18 protein-coding genes are annotated in these 18,903 nt (G+C 54.6%); 15 read left to right on the top strand and 3 right to left on the bottom strand.

Annotated elements, in window-relative coordinates:
* Positions 1 to 2 precede the first annotated feature (2 nt).
* The 10 genes from GGR95_RS14555 (at position 3) to GGR95_RS18935 (ending at position 12,144) form a co-directional block, all read left to right on the top strand.
* Positions 3 to 3,887, top strand: coding sequence for a phage tail tape measure protein (locus GGR95_RS14555; protein ID WP_184567118.1), 3,885 nt, complete (start codon positions 3 to 5; stop codon positions 3,885 to 3,887).
* Positions 3,884 to 4,558 (top strand): hypothetical protein, encoded by a 675-nt coding sequence (locus tag GGR95_RS14560; RefSeq protein WP_184567120.1) that lies wholly within the window; start codon positions 3,884 to 3,886, stop codon positions 4,556 to 4,558. The genes GGR95_RS14555 and GGR95_RS14560 overlap by 4 nt, the downstream gene beginning before the upstream one ends.
* Positions 4,555 to 5,142 carry a hypothetical protein gene (locus tag GGR95_RS14565; protein ID WP_184567122.1) on the top strand — a complete coding sequence of 196 codons (588 nt, stop codon included), beginning with the start codon at positions 4,555 to 4,557 and terminating at the stop codon, positions 5,140 to 5,142. Before GGR95_RS14560 ends, GGR95_RS14565 begins: the two co-directional genes overlap by 4 nt.
* Complete coding sequence (locus tag GGR95_RS14570; RefSeq protein WP_246423403.1) at positions 5,133 to 5,591, top strand: DUF6950 family protein; 459 nt, start codon at positions 5,133 to 5,135, stop codon at positions 5,589 to 5,591. Before GGR95_RS14565 ends, GGR95_RS14570 begins: the two co-directional genes overlap by 10 nt.
* Positions 5,578 to 7,701, top strand: a complete 2,124-nt coding sequence (locus tag GGR95_RS14575) for a phage tail protein (protein WP_184567124.1) — start codon at positions 5,578 to 5,580, stop codon at positions 7,699 to 7,701. The genes GGR95_RS14570 and GGR95_RS14575 overlap by 14 nt, the downstream gene beginning before the upstream one ends.
* Before the next feature lie 16 nt (positions 7,702 to 7,717).
* The gene (locus tag GGR95_RS14580; protein WP_184567126.1) at positions 7,718 to 10,330 is read left to right on the top strand and encodes a hypothetical protein; all 2,613 of its coding nucleotides are present in this window, start codon (positions 7,718 to 7,720) and stop codon (positions 10,328 to 10,330) included.
* A gap of 72 nt (positions 10,331 to 10,402) precedes the next feature.
* A complete protein-coding gene (locus GGR95_RS14585; protein ID WP_184567128.1) occupies positions 10,403 to 10,720 on the top strand; it encodes a hypothetical protein in 318 nt (105 codons plus the stop codon).
* Positions 10,717 to 10,983, top strand: coding sequence for a hypothetical protein (locus GGR95_RS14590; protein ID WP_184567130.1), 267 nt, complete (start codon positions 10,717 to 10,719; stop codon positions 10,981 to 10,983). The genes GGR95_RS14585 and GGR95_RS14590 overlap by 4 nt, the downstream gene beginning before the upstream one ends.
* Before the next feature lie 30 nt (positions 10,984 to 11,013).
* Positions 11,014 to 11,688, top strand: a complete 675-nt coding sequence (locus tag GGR95_RS14595; protein ID WP_184567132.1) for a lysozyme — start codon at positions 11,014 to 11,016, stop codon at positions 11,686 to 11,688.
* Between the two features lie 99 nt (positions 11,689 to 11,787).
* Positions 11,788 to 12,144 (top strand): hypothetical protein, encoded by a 357-nt coding sequence (locus GGR95_RS18935; RefSeq protein WP_246423404.1) that lies wholly within the window; start codon positions 11,788 to 11,790, stop codon positions 12,142 to 12,144.
* Between the two features lie 231 nt (positions 12,145 to 12,375).
* Here GGR95_RS18935 and GGR95_RS14605 read toward each other — a convergent pair whose 3' ends face one another.
* Positions 12,376 to 13,032, bottom strand: coding sequence for a hypothetical protein (locus tag GGR95_RS14605; protein ID WP_184567134.1), 657 nt, complete (start codon positions 13,030 to 13,032; stop codon positions 12,376 to 12,378).
* A gap of 138 nt (positions 13,033 to 13,170) precedes the next feature.
* On the opposite strand from GGR95_RS14605, the gene GGR95_RS18940 reads away from it, so the two are divergent.
* The 3 genes from GGR95_RS18940 to GGR95_RS14615 are packed head-to-tail and all read left to right on the top strand — an operon-like array spanning position 13,171 to position 14,352.
* A complete protein-coding gene (locus GGR95_RS18940; RefSeq protein WP_246423405.1) occupies positions 13,171 to 13,284 on the top strand; it encodes a DUF6471 domain-containing protein in 114 nt (37 codons plus the stop codon).
* Entirely contained in the window at positions 13,245 to 14,189 is a 945-nt protein-coding gene (locus tag GGR95_RS14610; RefSeq protein WP_184567135.1) for a hypothetical protein, read from the top strand. The genes GGR95_RS18940 and GGR95_RS14610 overlap by 40 nt, the downstream gene beginning before the upstream one ends.
* On the top strand, positions 14,182 to 14,352 hold the full coding sequence (locus tag GGR95_RS14615) for a hypothetical protein (RefSeq protein WP_184567137.1): 171 nt from the start codon (positions 14,182 to 14,184) through the stop codon (positions 14,350 to 14,352). The genes GGR95_RS14610 and GGR95_RS14615 overlap by 8 nt, the downstream gene beginning before the upstream one ends.
* A gap of 261 nt (positions 14,353 to 14,613) precedes the next feature.
* On the opposite strand, the gene GGR95_RS14620 is transcribed toward GGR95_RS14615, so the two are convergent.
* Positions 14,614 to 15,483, bottom strand: coding sequence for a DUF3800 domain-containing protein (locus GGR95_RS14620; protein ID WP_184567139.1), 870 nt, complete (start codon positions 15,481 to 15,483; stop codon positions 14,614 to 14,616).
* A 306-nt stretch (positions 15,484 to 15,789) separates the two neighbouring features.
* A complete protein-coding gene (locus GGR95_RS14625) occupies positions 15,790 to 16,866 on the bottom strand; it encodes a tyrosine-type recombinase/integrase (RefSeq protein ID WP_184567141.1) in 1,077 nt (358 codons plus the stop codon).
* Positions 16,867 to 16,978: 112 nt separating this feature from the next.
* On the opposite strand from GGR95_RS14625, the gene dusA reads away from it, so the two are divergent.
* Both dusA and GGR95_RS14635 read left to right on the top strand, forming a co-directional pair.
* On the top strand, positions 16,979 to 18,010 hold the full coding sequence (dusA, locus tag GGR95_RS14630) for a tRNA dihydrouridine(20/20a) synthase DusA (RefSeq protein WP_184567143.1): 1,032 nt from the start codon (positions 16,979 to 16,981) through the stop codon (positions 18,008 to 18,010).
* Positions 18,011 to 18,048: 38 nt separating this feature from the next.
* Positions 18,049 to 18,873, top strand: a complete 825-nt coding sequence (locus GGR95_RS14635) for a sulfite exporter TauE/SafE family protein (protein WP_184567145.1) — start codon at positions 18,049 to 18,051, stop codon at positions 18,871 to 18,873.
* Positions 18,874 to 18,903 lie beyond the last annotated feature (30 nt).

Consider the following 18,903-nt stretch of genomic DNA (forward strand, 5'->3'; position numbering starts at 1 on the left):
TCATGAGCACCACAAGACGCAATTACGTCATCCGATTGTCAGCTGCCGGTCAGCGTGAGCTGGAACGTGATCTTAAATCTGCTGGCGTAGCGGGCGAACGCGCCTTGAAGCGCATTCAAACAGCTACAAAGCCAGCAGGTGCCGGTTTGAACGCCACTAACCGCGCGGCTAATGACCTCAAGGGCGGCTTAAAGGGTGTTTCGGATCAGCTACCCGCAATGATGCGTCTCAGCCGCTTTCTGGGCACCACAGCATTGATCGGGGGGATCGTGTCATTCGGCAAGTCATCACTTGATGTTGGAAAGCAGTTTCAGGCAGCGATGAAGAGGGTCGAGGCAGCTACACAGGCCAGCGAAGATGACATGAAGCGCCTGCAAAATGCTGCACGGGAAATGGGCGCCACAACTGCGTTCACTGCCATGCAGGCTGCAGATGCGATCGAGGTGCTTGCAAAGAACGGCCTGGATGTCGAAACAATTCTGGGCGGTGCACTGGATGCCACTCTAGCGGTGGCTGGAGCGCTTGGCGGCGATCTGGCAAAAAGCGCCGATCTTGCGACTGACTTGATGGCCCAGTTCAATCTGAAAGCCTCTGATCTGCCGGACATTGCCGACCGCGTTGCAGGCGCTGCGCTAAAGTCGAAATTCGGGTTTGATGATCTTCGGCTGGCCATTGGTCAGGCGGGCGGCGTGGCCGGTCAGTTCGGTGTGGATATCGACGACTTCCTGACCAGCCTTGCCGCAACCGCGCCTGCTTTCGCTTCGGGTTCCGACGCAGGTACCAGCTTCAAGACATTCCTTCAGCGCTTAACGCCAGACAGCGACAAGGCGCGCGACGCAATGAAATCGCTTGGATTGGAATTCTTTGATGCGCAGGGCCGCATGAAGTCCATGGAAGAGATAGCCGGTGAGCTACAGCAAGGTATCGCAGGGCTGACGGAAGAGGCGCGCAACGAGGCGCTCAAAACCATCTTCGGGACTGATGCAATTCGTACTGCGTTGTTGTTGGCCAACACGGGCGCAAAAGGGTTCTCTGACCTTGCGAGCGCGTTGAAGGAGGTCTCTGCGCAGGATCAGGCACAGGTGCGCCTTGAAGGTCTGGATGGTGCGTTGAAAGAGCTTGCTGCGGCGTGGGAGGCTGTGCAGTTGACCGCAGCTGAAAATGGCGGGTTGGAGATTGCCGAAAAGGCTGCTGACCGGTTGACGGCAGCACTGCGCTATCTGAGCGAGAACTTCGAAGAGGTAGAGGAGGTGGTCGAGCGGGTCGCACAAGCACTTGTCGTCTATCTGGTCGGGCGCGGCATTACCTACGCAGTCGCACGGGCTGTAGCGATGCGCGCCACCTACATCGAGCTGGCGGGTGCGGTGACTGGGGTTGGATCATCGGCCACGCGCGCATTGGGCCCGTTGCAGAAAATGGGCGTTGCGATGAAAGTTTTAACTGGAACCATGGGTGGGCCGTTTGGCCTCGCGATTACAGCCGCTTCTATTCTGGCGCTGGGTTTGGATCTGGATAAAACCTCTGACGCTATGGATGCGGCGGACACTGCAACGCAAAATGCCATCACTGCGTTGGACAAATACCGCGAAGCCACAAAACAGGCGAAAGAAGAGCAAAAAGAGCTTGGTGGTGCAGTGTCGGCGGCGACAGAGAAGATTTTGGAACAGTCGCGGGCAGACTTGCAGATCGCCCTCGCAAATGCCCGGTCCAAAATGGGAGAGGCCATGGATGGACTTCAGGGCGCGGGGCTCATGAATGTCAATAAATTCAATAAGGCGGATGTCAATCTGACCTACAATAAGAGGCCAAATCCAGAGGCCTTTCGGATTTCCGAACTTATAAGATCGGTCAGGGATGGCAAATCGACGATATCTGAGCTGTCAGTCAGCATGCAGAGATTGGTGAACGTAGGTGATGAGGTCGAGGTCGCGTTTGCTGAAATCAAAAAAGGCACAGAAGGCGCAGGTGATGCTGTTGTCGCTTATGCAAAGGAGATCGGCGGCTTTGAAAAAGAGATTGCCAACCTTAAAAGTGCAAGGGGAAGTGCGGAAACCCGTGAGGCATACCGGCAGCTGGAAATAGCCCTATCTGATGCAGCTGATGCTGGTGAGCGGTTGCGGTCAGGCACCCTTCAGACTTTCTATGAGTGGATCAAATCGGCGGCGGATACTCAGAAGGCTGTCGCTGATATCGAAGCAGATCTGAGCATTGTGGGCGACCTCTTGACCGACACACCGACAGATACAATCCTCACCAATGCCGCTGATGACGCAAAAACTGCCACTGACAAGATCAATGAGGCTGCAAAGGCGCTTGAACGGATGAACGGCGTCTACAAGCGGTACAACGAAGCAGGCGCTGGCGGGTTCTGGCAGACAGACAGAGGCGCGTACCAGCGCGAGGAGGCCGAAGTTGCCAACAGCGGTATTCTAAACCTGATCGGCAAGGTCGAGGGGACGGATAAGGGGCGCGGTTATAATGAAACGCTGGGATACGGTGCCTACACTGACGGGCCAGTGAATTTGATCAACATGACGCTGCGCGAGGTTTTGGCGTTGCAACGTCAAATGCTGGCTCATCCAGACAATAAATACAATTCCTCGGCGGTTGGTCGGTATCAGATCGTCAGCAATACGCTTGGGGGCATAAACAAGGATGGCAGTGGTGGTCTGATCAAGCAATTGGGCCTGTCGCTTGACGATATGTTCACGCCAGACCTACAGGATCGCCTTGCGACGCAACTTGTTCGCGGCCGCATGGGCCAAGGCAAGGAAGGTTTCTATAACGAGTGGGAGGGGTTCAAAAAGTCAGGGACACCCTGGTCTACCATCCAGACTGCACTGGGCGCGCAAGCCGTGCCGCGCGTTGACACCGAGGTCGCGGCGCGGAATGCCGACGCTGCGAAAGAAAGCGCTGACGCTCGCAAAAGGGATTCGGAATCGCTGACTAAACTGGTCGAGGCCGGTGATGATCGCCTTGCCCAGCTGACACTGGAAAATCAGATGGCGGGGCAGGGCGCGGCAGAGCAGGCGCGTCTGTTGTTCCTGTATGAGCGCCTGACCGAAGCAAAGCGCGCTGGCATTGATGTCCAGACCCAGATGACCGGTGATGGCCGTCTGCTAATCGATGTGATTAACGCGCAGGCGGACGCAATTGCCAAACGAACAGCGGAGCAGGAAATCGGCACCATCCGCACGCAAGAAGAGATCAATGCGTTTGAAGATTCACGTAATGCAGTGAAGTCGGCGTTTGATAATTTCAGGTCCGGCGGCGAGGGGTTCAAGGGGTTCTTTGCTGACATATTTTCGTTCATGTCAGACAAGCTTTGGGACATGGCGTTTGACCCCGTGTGGGACACGTTGGCAGACAGTCTGAGCGGTATCCTCAACCCGAAGACTGGCGGCGGTGGATGGTTCGGAACGATCATCGGGGGGCTATTTGGCAAGAAGAAAGCCGACGGTGGCGAAATTGAGGGTCTCGCTTCCGGTGGCAGCCCGCGCGGCCGTATACGGGGCAGTGGTGGAAAACGTCAGGACAATATCCCAATCTGGGCATCCGTCGGGGAATTTATGCAGCCTGCTAGTGCGGTTGACTACTACGGTGCCGATTTCATGGAAGCCGTGCGTCAGCGGCGCCTGCCCCGTCCACAGGATGATCTTTCATTCTCGGCGGGCGGACCGATGGGCGGCTCAGGGGGGGGAGGGCCGTACACACGTCCGGGTCAGGCGCAGGTCCATGTCACCACAGAGACCAGCCCGTTTTTCACGCAGATTGTGCGTGTGCAGGCGGCTGACGTCTCCAGCACATTGGATCAGATCAACACGCGCAACCAGAACCGTTCACTGCAGGACCGCAACATGCAGTTACGCATGCGTGGCACCACATGAGCCGTCTGATTGTCACAATTCCGCGCAGCTTGATGCGGGTGACGAAAGTGAACTGGTGGATCGACTGGCGCGGGCAATCTGGCGGTTCGGGCAATGATGGCACCGAACAGGTCGTCTATAACAAATTTCCACGGTGGATCGGGTCGCCAGAGATGCGTCTGCGCGGGGAAGCTATCTTGCAATGGCGTGCTCATATGATGTCCGCCCGCGGGCGCGTTGGCGTGTTTCGTGTGCCGATGGTGGATGCCCTCAGCTATGCCCCGGATCTTTATGGCGGATCATCCAACGGTATCCCGTTTAATACTGGCCAGCGGTTTGCAACCGGGCAGGGCTTTGCCGACACGCCTGTGGTGCTGAACCTGACCGCCGCAGTCGCTGGTGCGACCACGCTTGAAATCAGCGATGCCGACGCACCGCTGGAAATCAGGCAGGGTGTTTATATCAGCCACAACGATTGGCCCTATGTGGTGACGTCTGTAACCAAAGATGGCCCGGCCAAAATCATCACAATCGAAACGCCCCTGCGCGAAGCCATTCCAGCGCTGGGTCTGATTGATCTGGATGCAAAAGGGCTGTTTGTCGCTGAGACCGATACGATGGGAAATCCGGAATACGGCAAGGACCTGAAGGCCACGCCAACTGCGACGTTTGTAGAGTGGATCAACCGATGAATGTTTTTCCTGAAGGATTTGATCCGCGTGCGGACGTTGTTCTCAAGATTGATCTGGTGTCGATCGACACGCCGGACGGGCCCTTCGGGTTCGTCCTGGGCGCTGACGGGCGGTTTGTGGATATCAACGGGCGGACATGGTGGGGATCGCAGCTTATTGCAGCGTCTGCTTTGGAAATGGCGATCAACGGCACAGCGCCTTCGGGCGAGTTGTCCATGACATTTTTTCAGGACCCAGATGCGCCGGATCTGGTGAATGAAGTCCGTAGGCTCGGCGTGGAATATGTGGCCGGGCGCGAGATCACATTCTACGAGCAGTATTTCATGGATCACGCTGAAATGTACGCGCCAGTTTATGCGCCGTCCGAGGTCTTGCGCCGTCGCATGCGTAGCATCCGCATTGCTGCAGAGGGAGATCAGCAACGCACCATCGCGCTGCTGATCGAGGGGCCTTTTGCCGACCGCCGGAATGCGCGCCGTCGCGTATATAACTCTACCGATCACTCTGCCGTTGTCGGCTCGGCCAACCCGTCGCTGGATTTCATCCCGCGCGATGTGAATTTCAAGGAAAAGCTATGGGGATGATCGGGGATGTGGCGCGGCATTCGCCGCTAATCATCGAGGCGCACCGCTGGTTGTCGTTGCCGATGATCTGGGGACAGCACGACTGTATGCTGTGTCTGGCGGACTGGTTCGAGCGGGTGCACGGCTTTGATCCAGCAGCGGATATCCGGTTTACCTACGACAGCCCAGGAAGCTGTCAGAAAGAAACCGGTTTCCTGCGTGACCCTCTGACTGCCACCCGCAGGATTGCAGAAGACCGGGGCTCGCTGCTCCGCACGTCCTTGCCTCCGGTCAAGGGGGATATCGGGTTGATCCGGACACCTGACGGGGAGCGTACGGTGGTCTGTGGCGGGCTGTGGCTGGGCAAGGGGTGGTTGATCAAAGGTACTCCACGCGGTGCGACTGTGCGCTCGGGTGCCGCAATACTGGAAACTGTTGCAGTATGGAGCATGCGATATGAGGACGCCTAGATGTCTTTTGGTTGCCGGGTTTCTGTCGACAACGATGCTGACCCCGTCGCCGGTTCAGGCGGGACCTGTTGTGGGGTTTGTGGCGGGTTTTCTGACAACAGCAGTTCCGGGACTGACGATTGCTGCCGGTGCTGGTGCCGCTTATGCGGCTGGTGCGGGTGCCGCAGCATTCTTCACCACGACGCTCGGGTCCTTGGTGCTGTCCGTCGGCTTTGCGCTGGTATCTGAAGCCTTGAAGCCGCAGGCGCAATCGACTGACCCGGGCGACCGTCTGGTGAATTACGCCAAGCCGATCAGCTATTTCGAGCGCGTCTATGGCAGGGTCCGAAACGGCGGTGTGATGGGCTGCACTTCGTTTCGCGGTGACCGGCGCCACTACACGGCAATTCTGGCCAGCCACAGCATCAAGCGTGTTGTCGATCACTACCTTGATGATGTGCTGGTCGAAACCGATGTGGATGGTCTGGTCATCACGGAACCTTACGGCGACTATGGCAGCATCCGTACCTACAACGGCCAGCCCGGTCAGGCGGCAGATGCAATACTGGTAGATGCTATTCCCGAGTGGACCGCCGCGCACGACATGGCAGGATTGGCGTATGCCGCCATCTATGCCAGGCGGACATCCTCTGAGGTATTCTCTGATGTCTATTCCCGTGGTGACATCTGGAATTACGCGCCTTTGATTGAAGGTAATGACAGGATCTGGGATCCGCGGGACGAAACCTACAAATATACGAATAACGCCGCGCTGGTCATCGCACATGAGATCGTTACTACACTCGGCGGCGAGGTCGACTGGGAAGACGTTGCATTTGAGGCCGATGTTAGCGACCAGCTGGTCACCAATGCTGATGGCGGAACGCAGCGGCGCTGGACGATCAACGCGCTCTTTAGCGATGATCAGGACTGGGAGGAGATCAAGACAATCCTACTGGCCGCCTGTGACGGCTTCATGTTCGAGCGGACAGACGGGAAGGTCGGTTTTTATGTGGGGCGCTGGCAGGAGCCGACGGTCACCCTGCGTGATGAAGACTTCTTGTCGCTGCAGGTCACTGAAGGTTTGGAGATTGGTGTCAACGGTCGCTATGTCGCGCAGTATGTAGAGCCCGCAAACTTGTATCGGAAGACGCCTACCGGTGCCTATATCGCTGATCCGGACGGGCGTCAGACAACGCGCGAGATCCCTGCACTTGCGGTAGACAGTTACGATCAGGCAATACGGATCGCCGTACGGACTGCCGCAGTAGAGCGTGCGCAGTTTAGCCTTTCAGGTCGATTGAAACTTTCGGGTAAATACCTGATGGGCCAACGTTTCGTTCGGATAGAGCATGAAGAGCTTGGCCTGTCGATGACAGTGGAGATCGGCAAGCTGGTCCGGGTTGAGGATAGCATGTCCTATGAATTCCAAGGGGTATCCACTGTCGCGTCAGATCACCAGTTTGACGCTGCAACCCAGTCACCTCCGCGTCCTGTGTATGAAAACCTCTCCTCAGATAATTCGGTGGCAGAGGTTGCCGGTCTCAGCGGATCTGTGATGGGTGCCGGTGGTATTCGGTATGAGTGGAACACGCAGGAACAAAGCCTGACACAAGAAATACGCCTCCGCTCTATCGATGCAGGGCAGCCAGATTGGCAGTCCTATATCGCCGCGACTGGTCAATCGTCGTTTGCAGCTACAGGGCTGCTGGATGGCGCAACCTACGAAGCACAGGTGCGCAACAGGACATCGGCTGGCCGCGTTTCCGGGTGGTTGCCCGTCGCGCCGATCAGCATCACTGCGATTGTAGATAGCACGCCTCCACCAGAACTGACTACGTTTTCAGCGGCGCGTGTGGGTGCCGATATCGAAATCGCCCTGACCTCACCGAACGATGCGGGATACTTTGCAACGCGTATCTTGCGTGCGGATTATCCAACAGGATTTGTAGCAACGCCGGATGTCGCCGATGCGATAGTCGTGCGGATTGAATACGGGCTGCCCGGAAATGTTGACGGCTGGATAGACAGCAGTGTGCCCGTTGGCGTGCATGTCTATTGGGCTGAGCCCATCAACCGCTCCGGAATACCGGGCCCACTATCTGGTCCCGAAACCATCGAAATCACCTAAAATAAAGAGGCCTGTCATGCCAGTTAAAACACCGCGCGCCATCTGGCGCGGCAATCCGCCATCCAATGCGCACCAGCCCGAACCTCAAGACATTGTTGCTTGGGCTGAGGATGTGAATGGAAACATCGCGAATCTTCAGGAGTTGCCCGATAACGTAGCGAGTGTAGAAGCGCGCACGGCTGCGTTGGAAAGCATCGGCGCGACGGGCTCACTGCCCCGCGCCGCCGTTGCCTTGGCCACCATGGGGAACGTCACGCTATCCGGCGAGCAAACCATTGATGGCACACTGACAAGCGCCAGCGATGTGCTTGTGCGTGCGCAGACCGACCCCGCGCAGAACGGTCTATACACCACGGCGTCGGGCGCATGGACGCGGCGAGCGGATATGGCCGCGGCTGGCGAGTTTGTCGGGGCTTCCGTTTTTGTAACAGACGGCACGGCAAACTTGGGGGCCACCTTCTATACAGGTAGCGTTGTTTCAACGGTTGGGGTCGATCCTGTTGTCTGGCTGCGCACGGCCAATCAATCAGCGCTTGGCGCTCTCGGATTGAGGGTGAATGAAGTCGCTGCGGATATTACCCCGCTCACGGCAGCAGCATCTTATAACAACCCGATTGTTCTGACACCTGTGCTTGGGAGCTATATAACATACGACACTGGAGTAGTGACGGCCAACGCTGGCTACGCATACGCTGAGTTTGCCGTGACCGTGGGCGATGTGCTCAAGGTGTCTGGGATATTCTACGGCGCTGCGGTTGCATTGCTCGTGTTCAGGGGGGCAGGCGGTGCCTTTCACTCCTATGTTGAGCACCAAACGAACACGAACGCCTTTTATGACGGATATGGCGTGGCCGTGCCAGAGGGGGCGGTGACGTGCACGGTCTCATGGCTTCAAGAGAATGGTGAGCCAATTGTTTCAGTAGCCGTTGTTGAGCAAAACCTCGCTGAAATCCAGTTGCGGTTGATCGGTGACGTTTCTGAAATCAAAGGCGCTTTGGCTGATTATAAACGGTCTACTCCTTCGGATCGTGTCGAAGGAGCATATCTAAGATATTCCGATGGCGAGGTTCAACCCGTCGGGACATTTACCTATGAGATGCACAGCGTTGAAGCGGGTGAGGAGATCCTAGTATCTGGTACTTTCACAGGCACTTCAACCGCTGTTGTTGTCTGGTTCACTGCCGCTGGGGGGTATCTTGGGTACTTCCAGCAAAACACCAGTGGCGTTAATACCGAGCTTGTAGATCAATCAGTGATCGTTCCTGTGGGCGCAGCGATGGCTGGTATAAGCTGGCCCAACGCTTTGGGCGAAGCGACTGTTAAGCGTGCCAGCCTGACGAGCGTTTCAGAGGTATCCAAAGCGGTTTCTAGAATGCACGTGATTCCAGATTCGGTGGACGTTGATGGATATTATATCAGTCGCACCAGCGGTTCAAAGGTTGAACTCGCTGGTTATAAATACCGCCGCTACGATGTGGCGGATTTGGATGCGGTATTTGTAAACGGGACGTTTTCAGGCTCCGCAACTGCGATGATCGTTTTCACAGATGCAGACGATGTTTTCATAAGCTCACTCAACGCCCACACGACAGGCGTCGATTCAGTCTGGGTTGATGAGCCAGCCCCTGTGCCAAGCAAAGCGCTTTACGGCTACATCACATGGGCAGCGCCTTACGATGGTGTGGCTCATACAGTTTCCGCGAATTCGATTGATACGGGCCTTGCTGAAACAGTTACGGAGTTGCAGCAAGCGGTGGCTGATTTGACGGTGGCTGGCAGCACATGGGCAGGAAAGACGGGTGTTTGGTTCGGAACGTCAATTCCTGCGGGCGGCGGCTCATATGCTTACCCCGCATTGGTGGCGGATGCTCTTGGCATGACTATCCATAATGAGGCGGCGGGTGGCTCCGCTGCGCGTGCTGGCGTTGATAGCTTGAAAACTGTTTCAGACCCCTACGGTTGGGATGGGTCTTTTCATCGGGCTGTAACTCGCTCTCTTGCTGCAACTCTGGCCGAAATGCAGTACATATATGACAACTGGGTCACTGTGCGGGAGCTGCTTACGGGCGATGATAGGCCCGTCACGCTGGAGCCTTCCGACCTTGCAGAAATGCAGGACTATTCGTATGAAAAGCGCCTGATTGAGCGCCACCTTGGGGAAAACCGGAGGGACGTTTATTTCTTCGATCACGGTCACAACGATAGAGCTGTTGATGATATTGTGACGGCGGGTGCTGATACGCGTAATCGCTTCACCTATCTTGGGGCGATCAATTTCTTGATTGACCTGATCCTGAATGACAACCCGAAGGCCAAGATCATCTTTATCGGGCATTATGAAAATGCGCGTAAGGAAACTATCTCGCAGGCACAGGACTTGCTTGCGGATTATTGGGACTTTCCAATCATTCGTTGCTGGGAGCGGCTAGGCTGGACTCAGCAAACAGTGCTGACAAAAGGCGAATGGGAAAGTGGGGTTTGGAATCCTACAGCAAACGCAGTTGCGGCACCCAAAGAACTCACAAAAATTTGGATGCCTGATGATCTACATCCAAACACGGATATTTCTGGTGGCGCAACGGGTCGGATTGCCGAAGTTATCATTGCCCAACTTGCCCACATAGTCTGACGACACCCCCACAATTCACACGGCCCCAACCGCTTTGGCGGGCCTGAAATCATGCCTGATCGGAGGGGCTATATGTCAACACTTGAAACTATACGGCAGGTGATAGGCGCCGCCCCAGAGCAGCTCACGGCATTGTGCCTGTCAGGTGCTGCTGGGGCGTATGTGCGCGCGGTGTTTGCGCCACAGGCCAGCTGGCGACGGCGCATGTCGGAAGGGTTCGCTGGCGCTTTGTCTGCGATCTTTCTGGGCGGGTTGGTCGGGCACTTGATCCACTCCCTAACTGATGCGGGGACCTGGGCCTTTTTGGCGGCGGGGTTCGTGATGGGTGAGGGGGGAATAGCTGCGGTTCGCGGCGTTCGCAAATTGATCCTGAAGGAACAACCAAAATGAACATGCTTTTGATTGCCAATAACTTCACATCAGCAGCCGTAATCATCGCGTGCTGGTGGCTTGCGCATCAGTATTCGCGAACATCTCCCCCAGGGCGTCTGATTTCAGTGGGCCTGTCTTTGCTGGGGTTCAACACGCTGTTTATCCTTGTCGGTCGGAATGTCGGGATGCCGATCGCTTGGCCTGCGGTTGGGTCGAAATTTTTGCTTTCGGCAATCCTGATCCTCATCGTCATTCGCCGAATTACCAAAGGTCAGAAGTAATAAAAATCTCGAAACATAAGGAATAATCCGATGGACGTTTCACCACGCGGCATTGCCGCATTGATTGCGCATGAAGGCATCGTGCCGGCGCCGTATCTCGACAGTGTTGGGGTTTGGACTTGGGGTGTTGGCCACACGGCCGCCGCTGGATATCCAAACCCCGCCAGCTTGCCTCGTGGCGTTCCTGCCGATCTGGACGCGGCTTTGGCTGAGGTGTTCAAGGTGTTCACCGATGATCTGGAAACCTATTCTGAGGCTGTGCGCAGGGCCATCAAGGTGCCAGTGGCGCAGCACGAATTTGATGCGGCCGTCTCCTTTCACTACAACACAGGCCGCATTGCGACCGCAACGTGGGTAAAAACGCTAAACGGCGGCAACCGTGCATTGGCTGCCGACCAGATTATGAACTGGCGTTCCCCTTCTGAAATCATCCCGCGCCGAACGGCGGAGCAGACGCTTTTTCGTGACGGTATCTACCCGGATGCACGCGGTACCGTCTGGAATGTGAGCGCCAGCGGGCGTGTGATCTGGTCGGCGCTGAAAACGCTCTCTGCGGATGACATCGCTGAGTTGATGGGTGGGGAGCAGTTGCCCGCAACGCCATCGGCAGGCCCTGAAACAGCGCCCGACACCGCGTCACACGACGGTGCCCTGGCATTCGCTCAAATCCGCCGCATCGTGGCTGAATTTGAAGCCAATGAGTGACCCCATCGGCGTCTCTCTCCTGATCTTTGCAATCCTGATTGTCGCCGTTGTGGCTGTGATCATCGCGCTGCTGCGCAAATAATCCCGAAAGGAAACATCATGGATATCATCAAAAACCTCCTGACAGACGAGGCATTCCTGAATGCTGCTATAGCGGGACTTAGTCTTGTGCTGACCTTCTTCTTGAACCGCGCAGTCGGTGCATTTCAGGCTGCAACAGGCATCCGCATCGAGGAGAAGCATATGCGCGCATTGCACTCGGCCATCATCACAGGTGTCGAGAGCGCGTTGAAAGAGGGGCCAGAAGCGGGGATCGACAACATAAAGAACAGCGCGTTGAGATACGCCCGTCAATCTGTGCCAGACGCTGTCCGCGCTTTGGTGCCGGGGCAGGGCGTTATGGACAAAATTGCTGAGCGGTACGTGATGGAGCGGCTCAATCGAATTGGGGGCTAGGCCCCAATATCTGGCGGCGAGATTTTCAGCCGCGATCAACTCAATAATGAAAGGTCGTTATCCAGCACAAAATTCACTAGACCGTTTGCCGTGCTCAGACCTACTTGCCCCGTCGTTGCCTTCGTGCAGTGGTCGGGTCTTTTGCGTTTTGCGGTCCAGTTTGTGGAGGTCGACCTCGTGCTTCTTTATGAAGTTTTCACTCTTGTCTGTCGTGCTTGCTTAAGGTTTGGCCTATCTGTCCCTTAGTGGTATTTGGCCGCGATCATCTGATAGGTTAACAGCCAGTTCATTCAAAAACAGAATGATATCCGGCAGCATGTGCGGGGACATAAGGCCATGCTGTATGGACCATCGCTCACTTTGGTTCAAAGGTAGAAAGACGCGCGCCTCTGATACAGTTTCAAAAAGTTTGCTCTGATATTTTTGAGCAAACTTGGCGGCTATTCTATCTAGAGTTTTTGCTTCTGAGCTCCGATCTGGCCCTCTTTCTCCAGAGCGCATTGACTGTGTGACCGTCTCCCAAATCTGCTGTTTTTCTGACACCAGCTCCGCATGTAGTTCCGCAATTCCTTGTGACAAGTCCCGCGCTTTTTGCGCAACCTCACGACGCTCATACCATTGATGTTGGCTGCCAAGGCGAACCTTCCCAAGCAGAGCTAAGGCCCCGATAAATACTCCTATGGACGCACAGATAAGCAAAAATAGAACAAACGGATACACCCACCAACCAACATTTTCAGCAGCGAGTTGTACATAACTCCATAGGGGTAGAAGAGGCCCGTACAAAACTGTAAGGACACTTCCAAGGATGAGACGGTTTTCCTTGATCAGCAACAGGAGCGACCAAAGACCTTCAATGCTTTTGAGGTTATCGAGGATTTTATGCATAATTATTTCATCTCACGACACCCATACCAGAGTCTATAGGAAACGAATGACGAGGGGATGCACTCCGGTCAAAATTTACGCTCTTCAAGGGCAAATACAGGTCAGGCATGGGGCGTCACCTATGCCTAGCTTTCCGAATTGATTGGTGACAAGGAACCAAATGTCCGCAATAAGCTGAGTCGCGGTAAATTTTCAACGGCGTATTTTATACAATGTCTAACAGCGATCAAAGTAACTCACATAGCTATTTGAATTCAATTACATTCGTCGTTTTTGCTGCGGTTATGATAATCCTTGTTATCGCATTGGCCTATTCTTTAGGCGTTTCATATTCTGAACGCCAGCTTCGCGCCGATCATAATACCGAGCAGTATTCCGGAAGTTCCGACGAGCGCATAGCCCGCGCCTGCGTCGGAAAAATTGGCCCTGCGCACGTCAAATGCGTACAGGAAAAAGTAACATCCTCCGAAGACCATCGCCGAAGTGAGTATGATCTGAGCGCCCAGGAGGATATGAGCGAATGGGCCTTTTGGCTGCTTTGGGTAAGCATCGGGGGCATAGCTGTATCCACCCTTGCTCTCTATTTCATGTGGGACACTCTGACGGTCACTCGTGAAACCCTCATCTCCACCCAGGTGATGTCTTTAGACGCTCACCAAATTGGCGCTGCTCAAACCAGAGCCTATATTTCCATGTCGGAAGGATGGTTGAGAGAAGATAAAGGTAACGTAGATAACGTAATTGAGTTCAGTGTATATAATTCTGGGGTTACTCCTGCCTTAGATGTTGTGGTTTCTATAGACACGTTTTTGGAAGGCGAGAAGGTCGATCAAAAAGTCGTTCAAGAAATTAAATTCTACCAGATCGAACATAAATTTGGCTTGCTTGACCCATCCGTACGGCAACGAGGCGGAATTAATATTTGCCCTGGGGTAATTGATAAATGGATTTCCGCCACATCGAGCGATGAACGCCCCAAAATTCGGCTCAACTTTAAAATAACTTATAGAACCGTCTTTGGCGAAAAAGTGACCCGGTACGGTGGATATCCCCTCAGGGATATCTTCCCCACTAATGTTGATGGGAACGTGATGCGCTACACTCTTCAGATATTGGGGGGAACTGCGTCAGAGACAATGGAGCCGTCCGGTGAGTGAAATTATCCATCTGAAAGAGCGGCGCAAGTCGCAATGCAAGCATCTGACCGTTGCCGTTGATGAGACTTTGGATCAGGTCGAGTGTGAAGATTGCGGCGAAGTGCTAAATCCCGTTGTCGTGTTGCGAGATATTGCGCGACGTGGACTTTCAACAAACCATTAATGGAGCAGCCAGTTGGCCGTATATGTTAGCCCAGAGACAGTACCGATGTTCCGCTATGGCATGATCATGGCTGATCCGCCCTGGCTGTTTGAAAACTGGTCAGCTGCTGGTGAGCTAGATAACCGTTTCTAATTGTGCTTGATTAGATAGGTTCATGTGCTAACGTTGATCCAGCAGGGTCGCTTGGTGACCGCTGCCCTGAACTTTAGATGAGGGGCGGGCTGATGGACGCTCGACGCATAGGATATTGGGCTACCGCTGTCAGTCAAAACGGGCCCGACCCTGCACCAGCTCACCTTTAGAAAATCCATAGTGTTCAAAAAATTCTACTTGGGGTTCCGTCAATCCAATGGAACTATAATTTGGTGGTTGAAGTACAACACCGAAATCGCGCCTTTCTCCAACCTCATCCTTGCAAACAGCGGGTTTCAAGGAAAGCGCAGGTCTGTTGGTCCAGCGGTTACCTACGGGATTTAGTGCTTGATACGCTGCGCTGGCGACAATGTCTGCAAACTGAAGGCCTGCTTCGGTGTAGTGAGGCACGTAGTCGGTCAGTCTAAAGCTTATAAAGCGGAAATCGATTGTCCGTTTGTTTAAGACTGGTGTGTGCTGATAACGTAATTTTTCAAAATACGCTTTGGTCTGTGAGTAAGAATGCCCTCCGCGCTGACTGAAAACGACACGTATTTTATCGCCTGGCCCCGGATGACCAGAGCAGTCGTGTGCGCAAAAGTTAGTGACGCGTTCTAAAAGCAGTCTTACCAACCAGTTGTAAAACCATTGCTGGCCACCGGCTTGTGCAGCGCGTTCATTGTTGTAGCCTTTCATATTCTTTTTGTTGGATGCGACAATAAAAGCCCTTCCATTGTGCGAGGCAAGCAACTCAGCTGCTCTTTCCTGCTTTTTTGGACTGAGTTTTCTGTAGTGGAGTGATCTAGATCGACAGTTTATGTCTTTAAGAAGGTGATCCATCCATGTGTTGCAATTCTGTTCATTCTCTGCGCGGATAAGGTATCCGGAGATTACGAGCCATTCGGTTGCGCCATTTGGGTCGGCCGGTTGAACTCTTCTCAACCCGTCATCTCCAGCCTCATCAATATAGAGGACATACTTGTATTTGAGAGGGTTCATAACTGCACTTCCTATCCGAAGCGCGATCTTCAAACTTAATTTGCGATTCTACAATCTTCTATTCTCGGAGGCCTATGTTGCTCAATGAAGGTCGGTGATCTAAAGCCAGAGCATGATCTGGAGTTATTTTGCGCAAGGCCCGCTGGCTGTCCAGGATCAAGGCGATTCACTCGAGCTGAGGCGATAGAGAGGTTCGGTGCTGATTTCCCTCTCGAGCAGATCCGTGCGAGGTCAAGGTGCGGGCTGTGTGGCCATAAGGGTGCCGCGACGATTGTGCGCTATGTTGGCTCGACGGGGATGGTGTGATCACCGGCTCAGCCGATCTAGCCACTTCCAATTTTCGTATTTGTCGCCGGACTGCTTGATGTGCGTGTACCTTTGCAGTGATGACCAGGCGCGATGGCCTGAGACCGCTGCGACCTGCGGAATGGTGTCGCCAATTTCAAACAGACGCGTAACGCCTTCGTGCCTTAAGTCGTGAAACCGTAGGTCCTCGATCTCCAGAACTTTGCATGCACGCGTGAACGCGGTGCTGATCGTGTCGCTATGAAATGGGAACACGAGCGGCTTCTTTTTTGGCATTGCCAGCGCGATTCTCATTGCGGGTTCTGGTAGATCACACCATACATCGTTTCCTACCTTATCCCCTGGGTGTTTCATGTCCTTGATGAAAACGCGGCTGTGCAATTGGTCTAGCCCTGTCCATGCCACTCTGGTGATCTCCTCTTGGCGTCGGGTGGAGAACAGCGCGAACCCCACAACCTTGTGCATCGGGACGCTGTTTGGGCGGTGAGCGTGCTTATCGTCAAACAGCGATAGGAGCTTGTCGAGTTCGCCCAGGGTGGGGCGGCGATTACGCTTCTGTGACTTTCCGCTGATGCCCAGACGATTGCAGACGACAAAGGCATCTTTCATGGCTTGTTGGTCAAGGGGGATGCCCCAAGCGGGTCTGGCGATCGCGAAAATGGCAGCCAAGTGCGATAGGTAATTCCCAACAGTTGATGGCGTGCGGGTGGTGCTCAAGTCTTTGGCAAATTGCACTATATCATGGCTTTGGATTTCATTGCAGCTCATGGCCGCGATATCGTATTCGCGAATCGACCTGAGAACTTGTGCTTTGGTGCGCCCGATCTCTTTGACGCTTTCGGTGATGTAGCGATCTATGGCGGTGCTCAGGGTTCTTCCCTTGCTTTTGATCGCGCTGAGGTCTTCCCCGGCTGCGCGGATTTCCTTCATCCGCTTTTTGTACCACGCGGATGCTGAGGCGCGGCTGTCAAATGTTCGGGATTCGCGATGCGCCCATTTTCCATTTCTTCTGATGTTTATTTGTGCGACATAAGCCACAGATCCGCTTTTGCGTTTTCGTTCTACAATTTGGGGCATACCTGAACAACATTTTCCATCGATTTGAACAACACCTATTGTTCAGACAATAGAAAAAGAGCAAAAACAAGCGAAAAAGGGCAGGAATAGGCAAGACGAGCAAGGCGGCGATATGAAGAATAGTTGTTCTAGAACAGATGTTTACAGGGCGTCTCGCCTATCCGTTGCACCTATGATGCACTGGACGGATCGCCATTGCCGTTACTTGCATCGGTTGATGAGCCAGCACACGCTGCTTTATACTGAAATGGTGACGTCACCTGCATTGGTGCGCGGGCAGGCTTTGCATCTGCTGGATCATCATCCGTCCGAGCATCCCGTTGCTCTTCAGTTGGGTGGGTCTGATCCTGCCGAACTGGCCGAGGCGGCGCGGTTGGGGGCGCAGGCGGGATATGATGAAATTAATCTCAATGTGGGGTGCCCGTCTGACCGTGTTCAATCCGGTGCCTTTGGTGCTGTGCTGATGAAGGATGCCGCCTTGGTGGCGCGCTGTGTGACGGCGATGCGCCGTGCGGTGGATGTAGAAGTCACGGTGAAGTGTCGTATCGGTGTGGATGATCAAAACCCCGAAGAGGTATTGCCCGAATTTCTCAGCCGCATTGTCGGAGCAGGTATTGAACGCGTGACCGTGCATGCGCGCAAAGCTTGGTTGAATGGATTAAGCCCCAAAGAGAACCGCGATGTGCCACCGTTGGATTACCCGCTGGTGCACCGCATGAAAGAGCTGTTCCCGAATTTGCACATCTCGCTGAACGGGGGGATTACGACACTGGAGGCCGCCGAGGCCGCGCTGGCAGGTGGGCTGGATGGTGTGATGATCGGGCGTGCGGCTTATCACCAACCTGCCGAGATCCTGTGTCAGGCCGACCGTCGGATTTTCGGGACGGGCGCAGACACCAGCGCACAGACCGTTGTCGAAGCCATGATGCCCTATATTGAGGCGCATCTGGAGGAGGGCGGCAAACTGTCTTCTGTTACGCGGCATATGTTGGGGTTGTTTGCAGGTCGTCCAGGGGCGCGGATTTGGCGGCGCGTGCTGTCTGATGGGGCACATCGTGCGGGGGCAGGGACTGCGCTTGTCCGCGAAGCGTTGGAGCAGACGGTGGAGCAAAGTATACTGGCAAGCCAGCCCCGCACAGTGTAGCAAAACTGCAAACAGACCAGACTCACAGGAATATGAATATGCCCGAGACAGTTTTGCTAATCCAGATGTCGGTGTTGTTGCTTGTGATCGGGGCCTTTGCTGGTGTTCTGGCGGGATTGCTGGGCGTGGGCGGTGGTATTGTGCTGGTCCCGGGATTCTTCTACGCGTTCCAGACGTTGGGTTATGACGGCGATCAACTGATGCAGATGTGTCTGGCGACTTCTTTGGCGACGATCATTGTAACATCCATCCGGTCGGTCATGTCGCACAACAAAAAAGGCGCTGTGGATTGGGATATCTTGCGGACATGGGCTCCGGGCATCATGATCGGGGCTGTGGTTGGTGTGCTTGTGGTGTCTGGATTGCGTTCAACGACGTTGCAGGCGATCTTCGGCGTGCTGGCTTTGACCATTGGCCTCTATATGGCGTTTGGCCGTGCGGATTGGCGCTTGGGGCAGGCGATGCCAACTGGCATAGCGCGTGCTGCATTTTCTCCGATGGTGGGCTTTCTGTCAGTGCTGATGGGCATTGGCGGTGGCAGCTTTGGCGTGCCGCTGATGACGCTACATGGCCGTCCAATCCACCGTGCTGTTGCAACGGCGGCTGGTTTTGGCCTGCTGATTGCGGTGCCTTCTGTCATTGCATTCCTGTTTGTGGCGCTTGACCCTGCTATGCGGCCGCCATTCACGATCGGAGCGGTGAATATACCAGCATTTATATTGGTTATTGCTATGACATTAATCACAGCCCCAATTGGTGCAAAGCTGGCGCACGCAATGGACCCAAAGCCGCTTAAACGTGTGTTTGCGGTGTTTTTGGTGCTGGTTGCCCTTAATATGCTACGCAAAGCGTTGATGGGCTGAACCCTCTGGCACTGCCTGACCTATGGCATT

The organism is Sulfitobacter undariae, from assembly GCF_014196805.1.
GTDB classification, from domain to species: domain Bacteria; phylum Pseudomonadota; class Alphaproteobacteria; order Rhodobacterales; family Rhodobacteraceae; genus Sulfitobacter; species Sulfitobacter undariae.

Bases quoted from the DNA above. Each gene is read 5' to 3' on its own strand.
- GGR95_RS14580 (WP_184567126.1), top strand. From the start codon at position 7,718: ATGCCAGTTAAAACACCGCGCGCCATCTGGCGCGGCAATCCGCCATCC.
- GGR95_RS14575 (WP_184567124.1), top strand. From the start codon at position 5,578: ATGAGGACGCCTAGATGTCTTTTGGTTGCCGGGTTTCTGTCGACAACG.
- GGR95_RS18935 (WP_246423404.1), top strand. From the start codon at position 11,788: ATGGATATCATCAAAAACCTCCTGACAGACGAGGCATTCCTGAATGCT.
- GGR95_RS14585 (WP_184567128.1), top strand. From the start codon at position 10,403: ATGTCAACACTTGAAACTATACGGCAGGTGATAGGCGCCGCCCCAGAG.
- GGR95_RS14595 (WP_184567132.1), top strand. From the start codon at position 11,014: ATGGACGTTTCACCACGCGGCATTGCCGCATTGATTGCGCATGAAGGC.
- GGR95_RS14635 (WP_184567145.1), top strand. From the start codon at position 18,049: ATGCCCGAGACAGTTTTGCTAATCCAGATGTCGGTGTTGTTGCTTGTG.
- GGR95_RS14560 (WP_184567120.1), top strand. From the start codon at position 3,884: ATGAGCCGTCTGATTGTCACAATTCCGCGCAGCTTGATGCGGGTGACG.
- GGR95_RS14625 (WP_184567141.1), bottom strand. From the start codon at position 16,866: ATGCCCCAAATTGTAGAACGAAAACGCAAAAGCGGATCTGTGGCTTAT.
- GGR95_RS14620 (WP_184567139.1), bottom strand. From the start codon at position 15,483: ATGAACCCTCTCAAATACAAGTATGTCCTCTATATTGATGAGGCTGGA.
- GGR95_RS14605 (WP_184567134.1), bottom strand. From the start codon at position 13,032: ATGCATAAAATCCTCGATAACCTCAAAAGCATTGAAGGTCTTTGGTCG.
- GGR95_RS14555 (WP_184567118.1), top strand. From the start codon at position 3: ATGAGCACCACAAGACGCAATTACGTCATCCGATTGTCAGCTGCCGGT.
- dusA (WP_184567143.1), top strand. From the start codon at position 16,979: ATGAAGAATAGTTGTTCTAGAACAGATGTTTACAGGGCGTCTCGCCTA.
- GGR95_RS14610 (WP_184567135.1), top strand. From the start codon at position 13,245: ATGTCTAACAGCGATCAAAGTAACTCACATAGCTATTTGAATTCAATT.
- GGR95_RS14565 (WP_184567122.1), top strand. From the start codon at position 4,555: ATGAATGTTTTTCCTGAAGGATTTGATCCGCGTGCGGACGTTGTTCTC.
- GGR95_RS14570 (WP_246423403.1), top strand. From the start codon at position 5,133: ATGGGGATGATCGGGGATGTGGCGCGGCATTCGCCGCTAATCATCGAG.
- GGR95_RS14590 (WP_184567130.1), top strand. From the start codon at position 10,717: ATGAACATGCTTTTGATTGCCAATAACTTCACATCAGCAGCCGTAATC.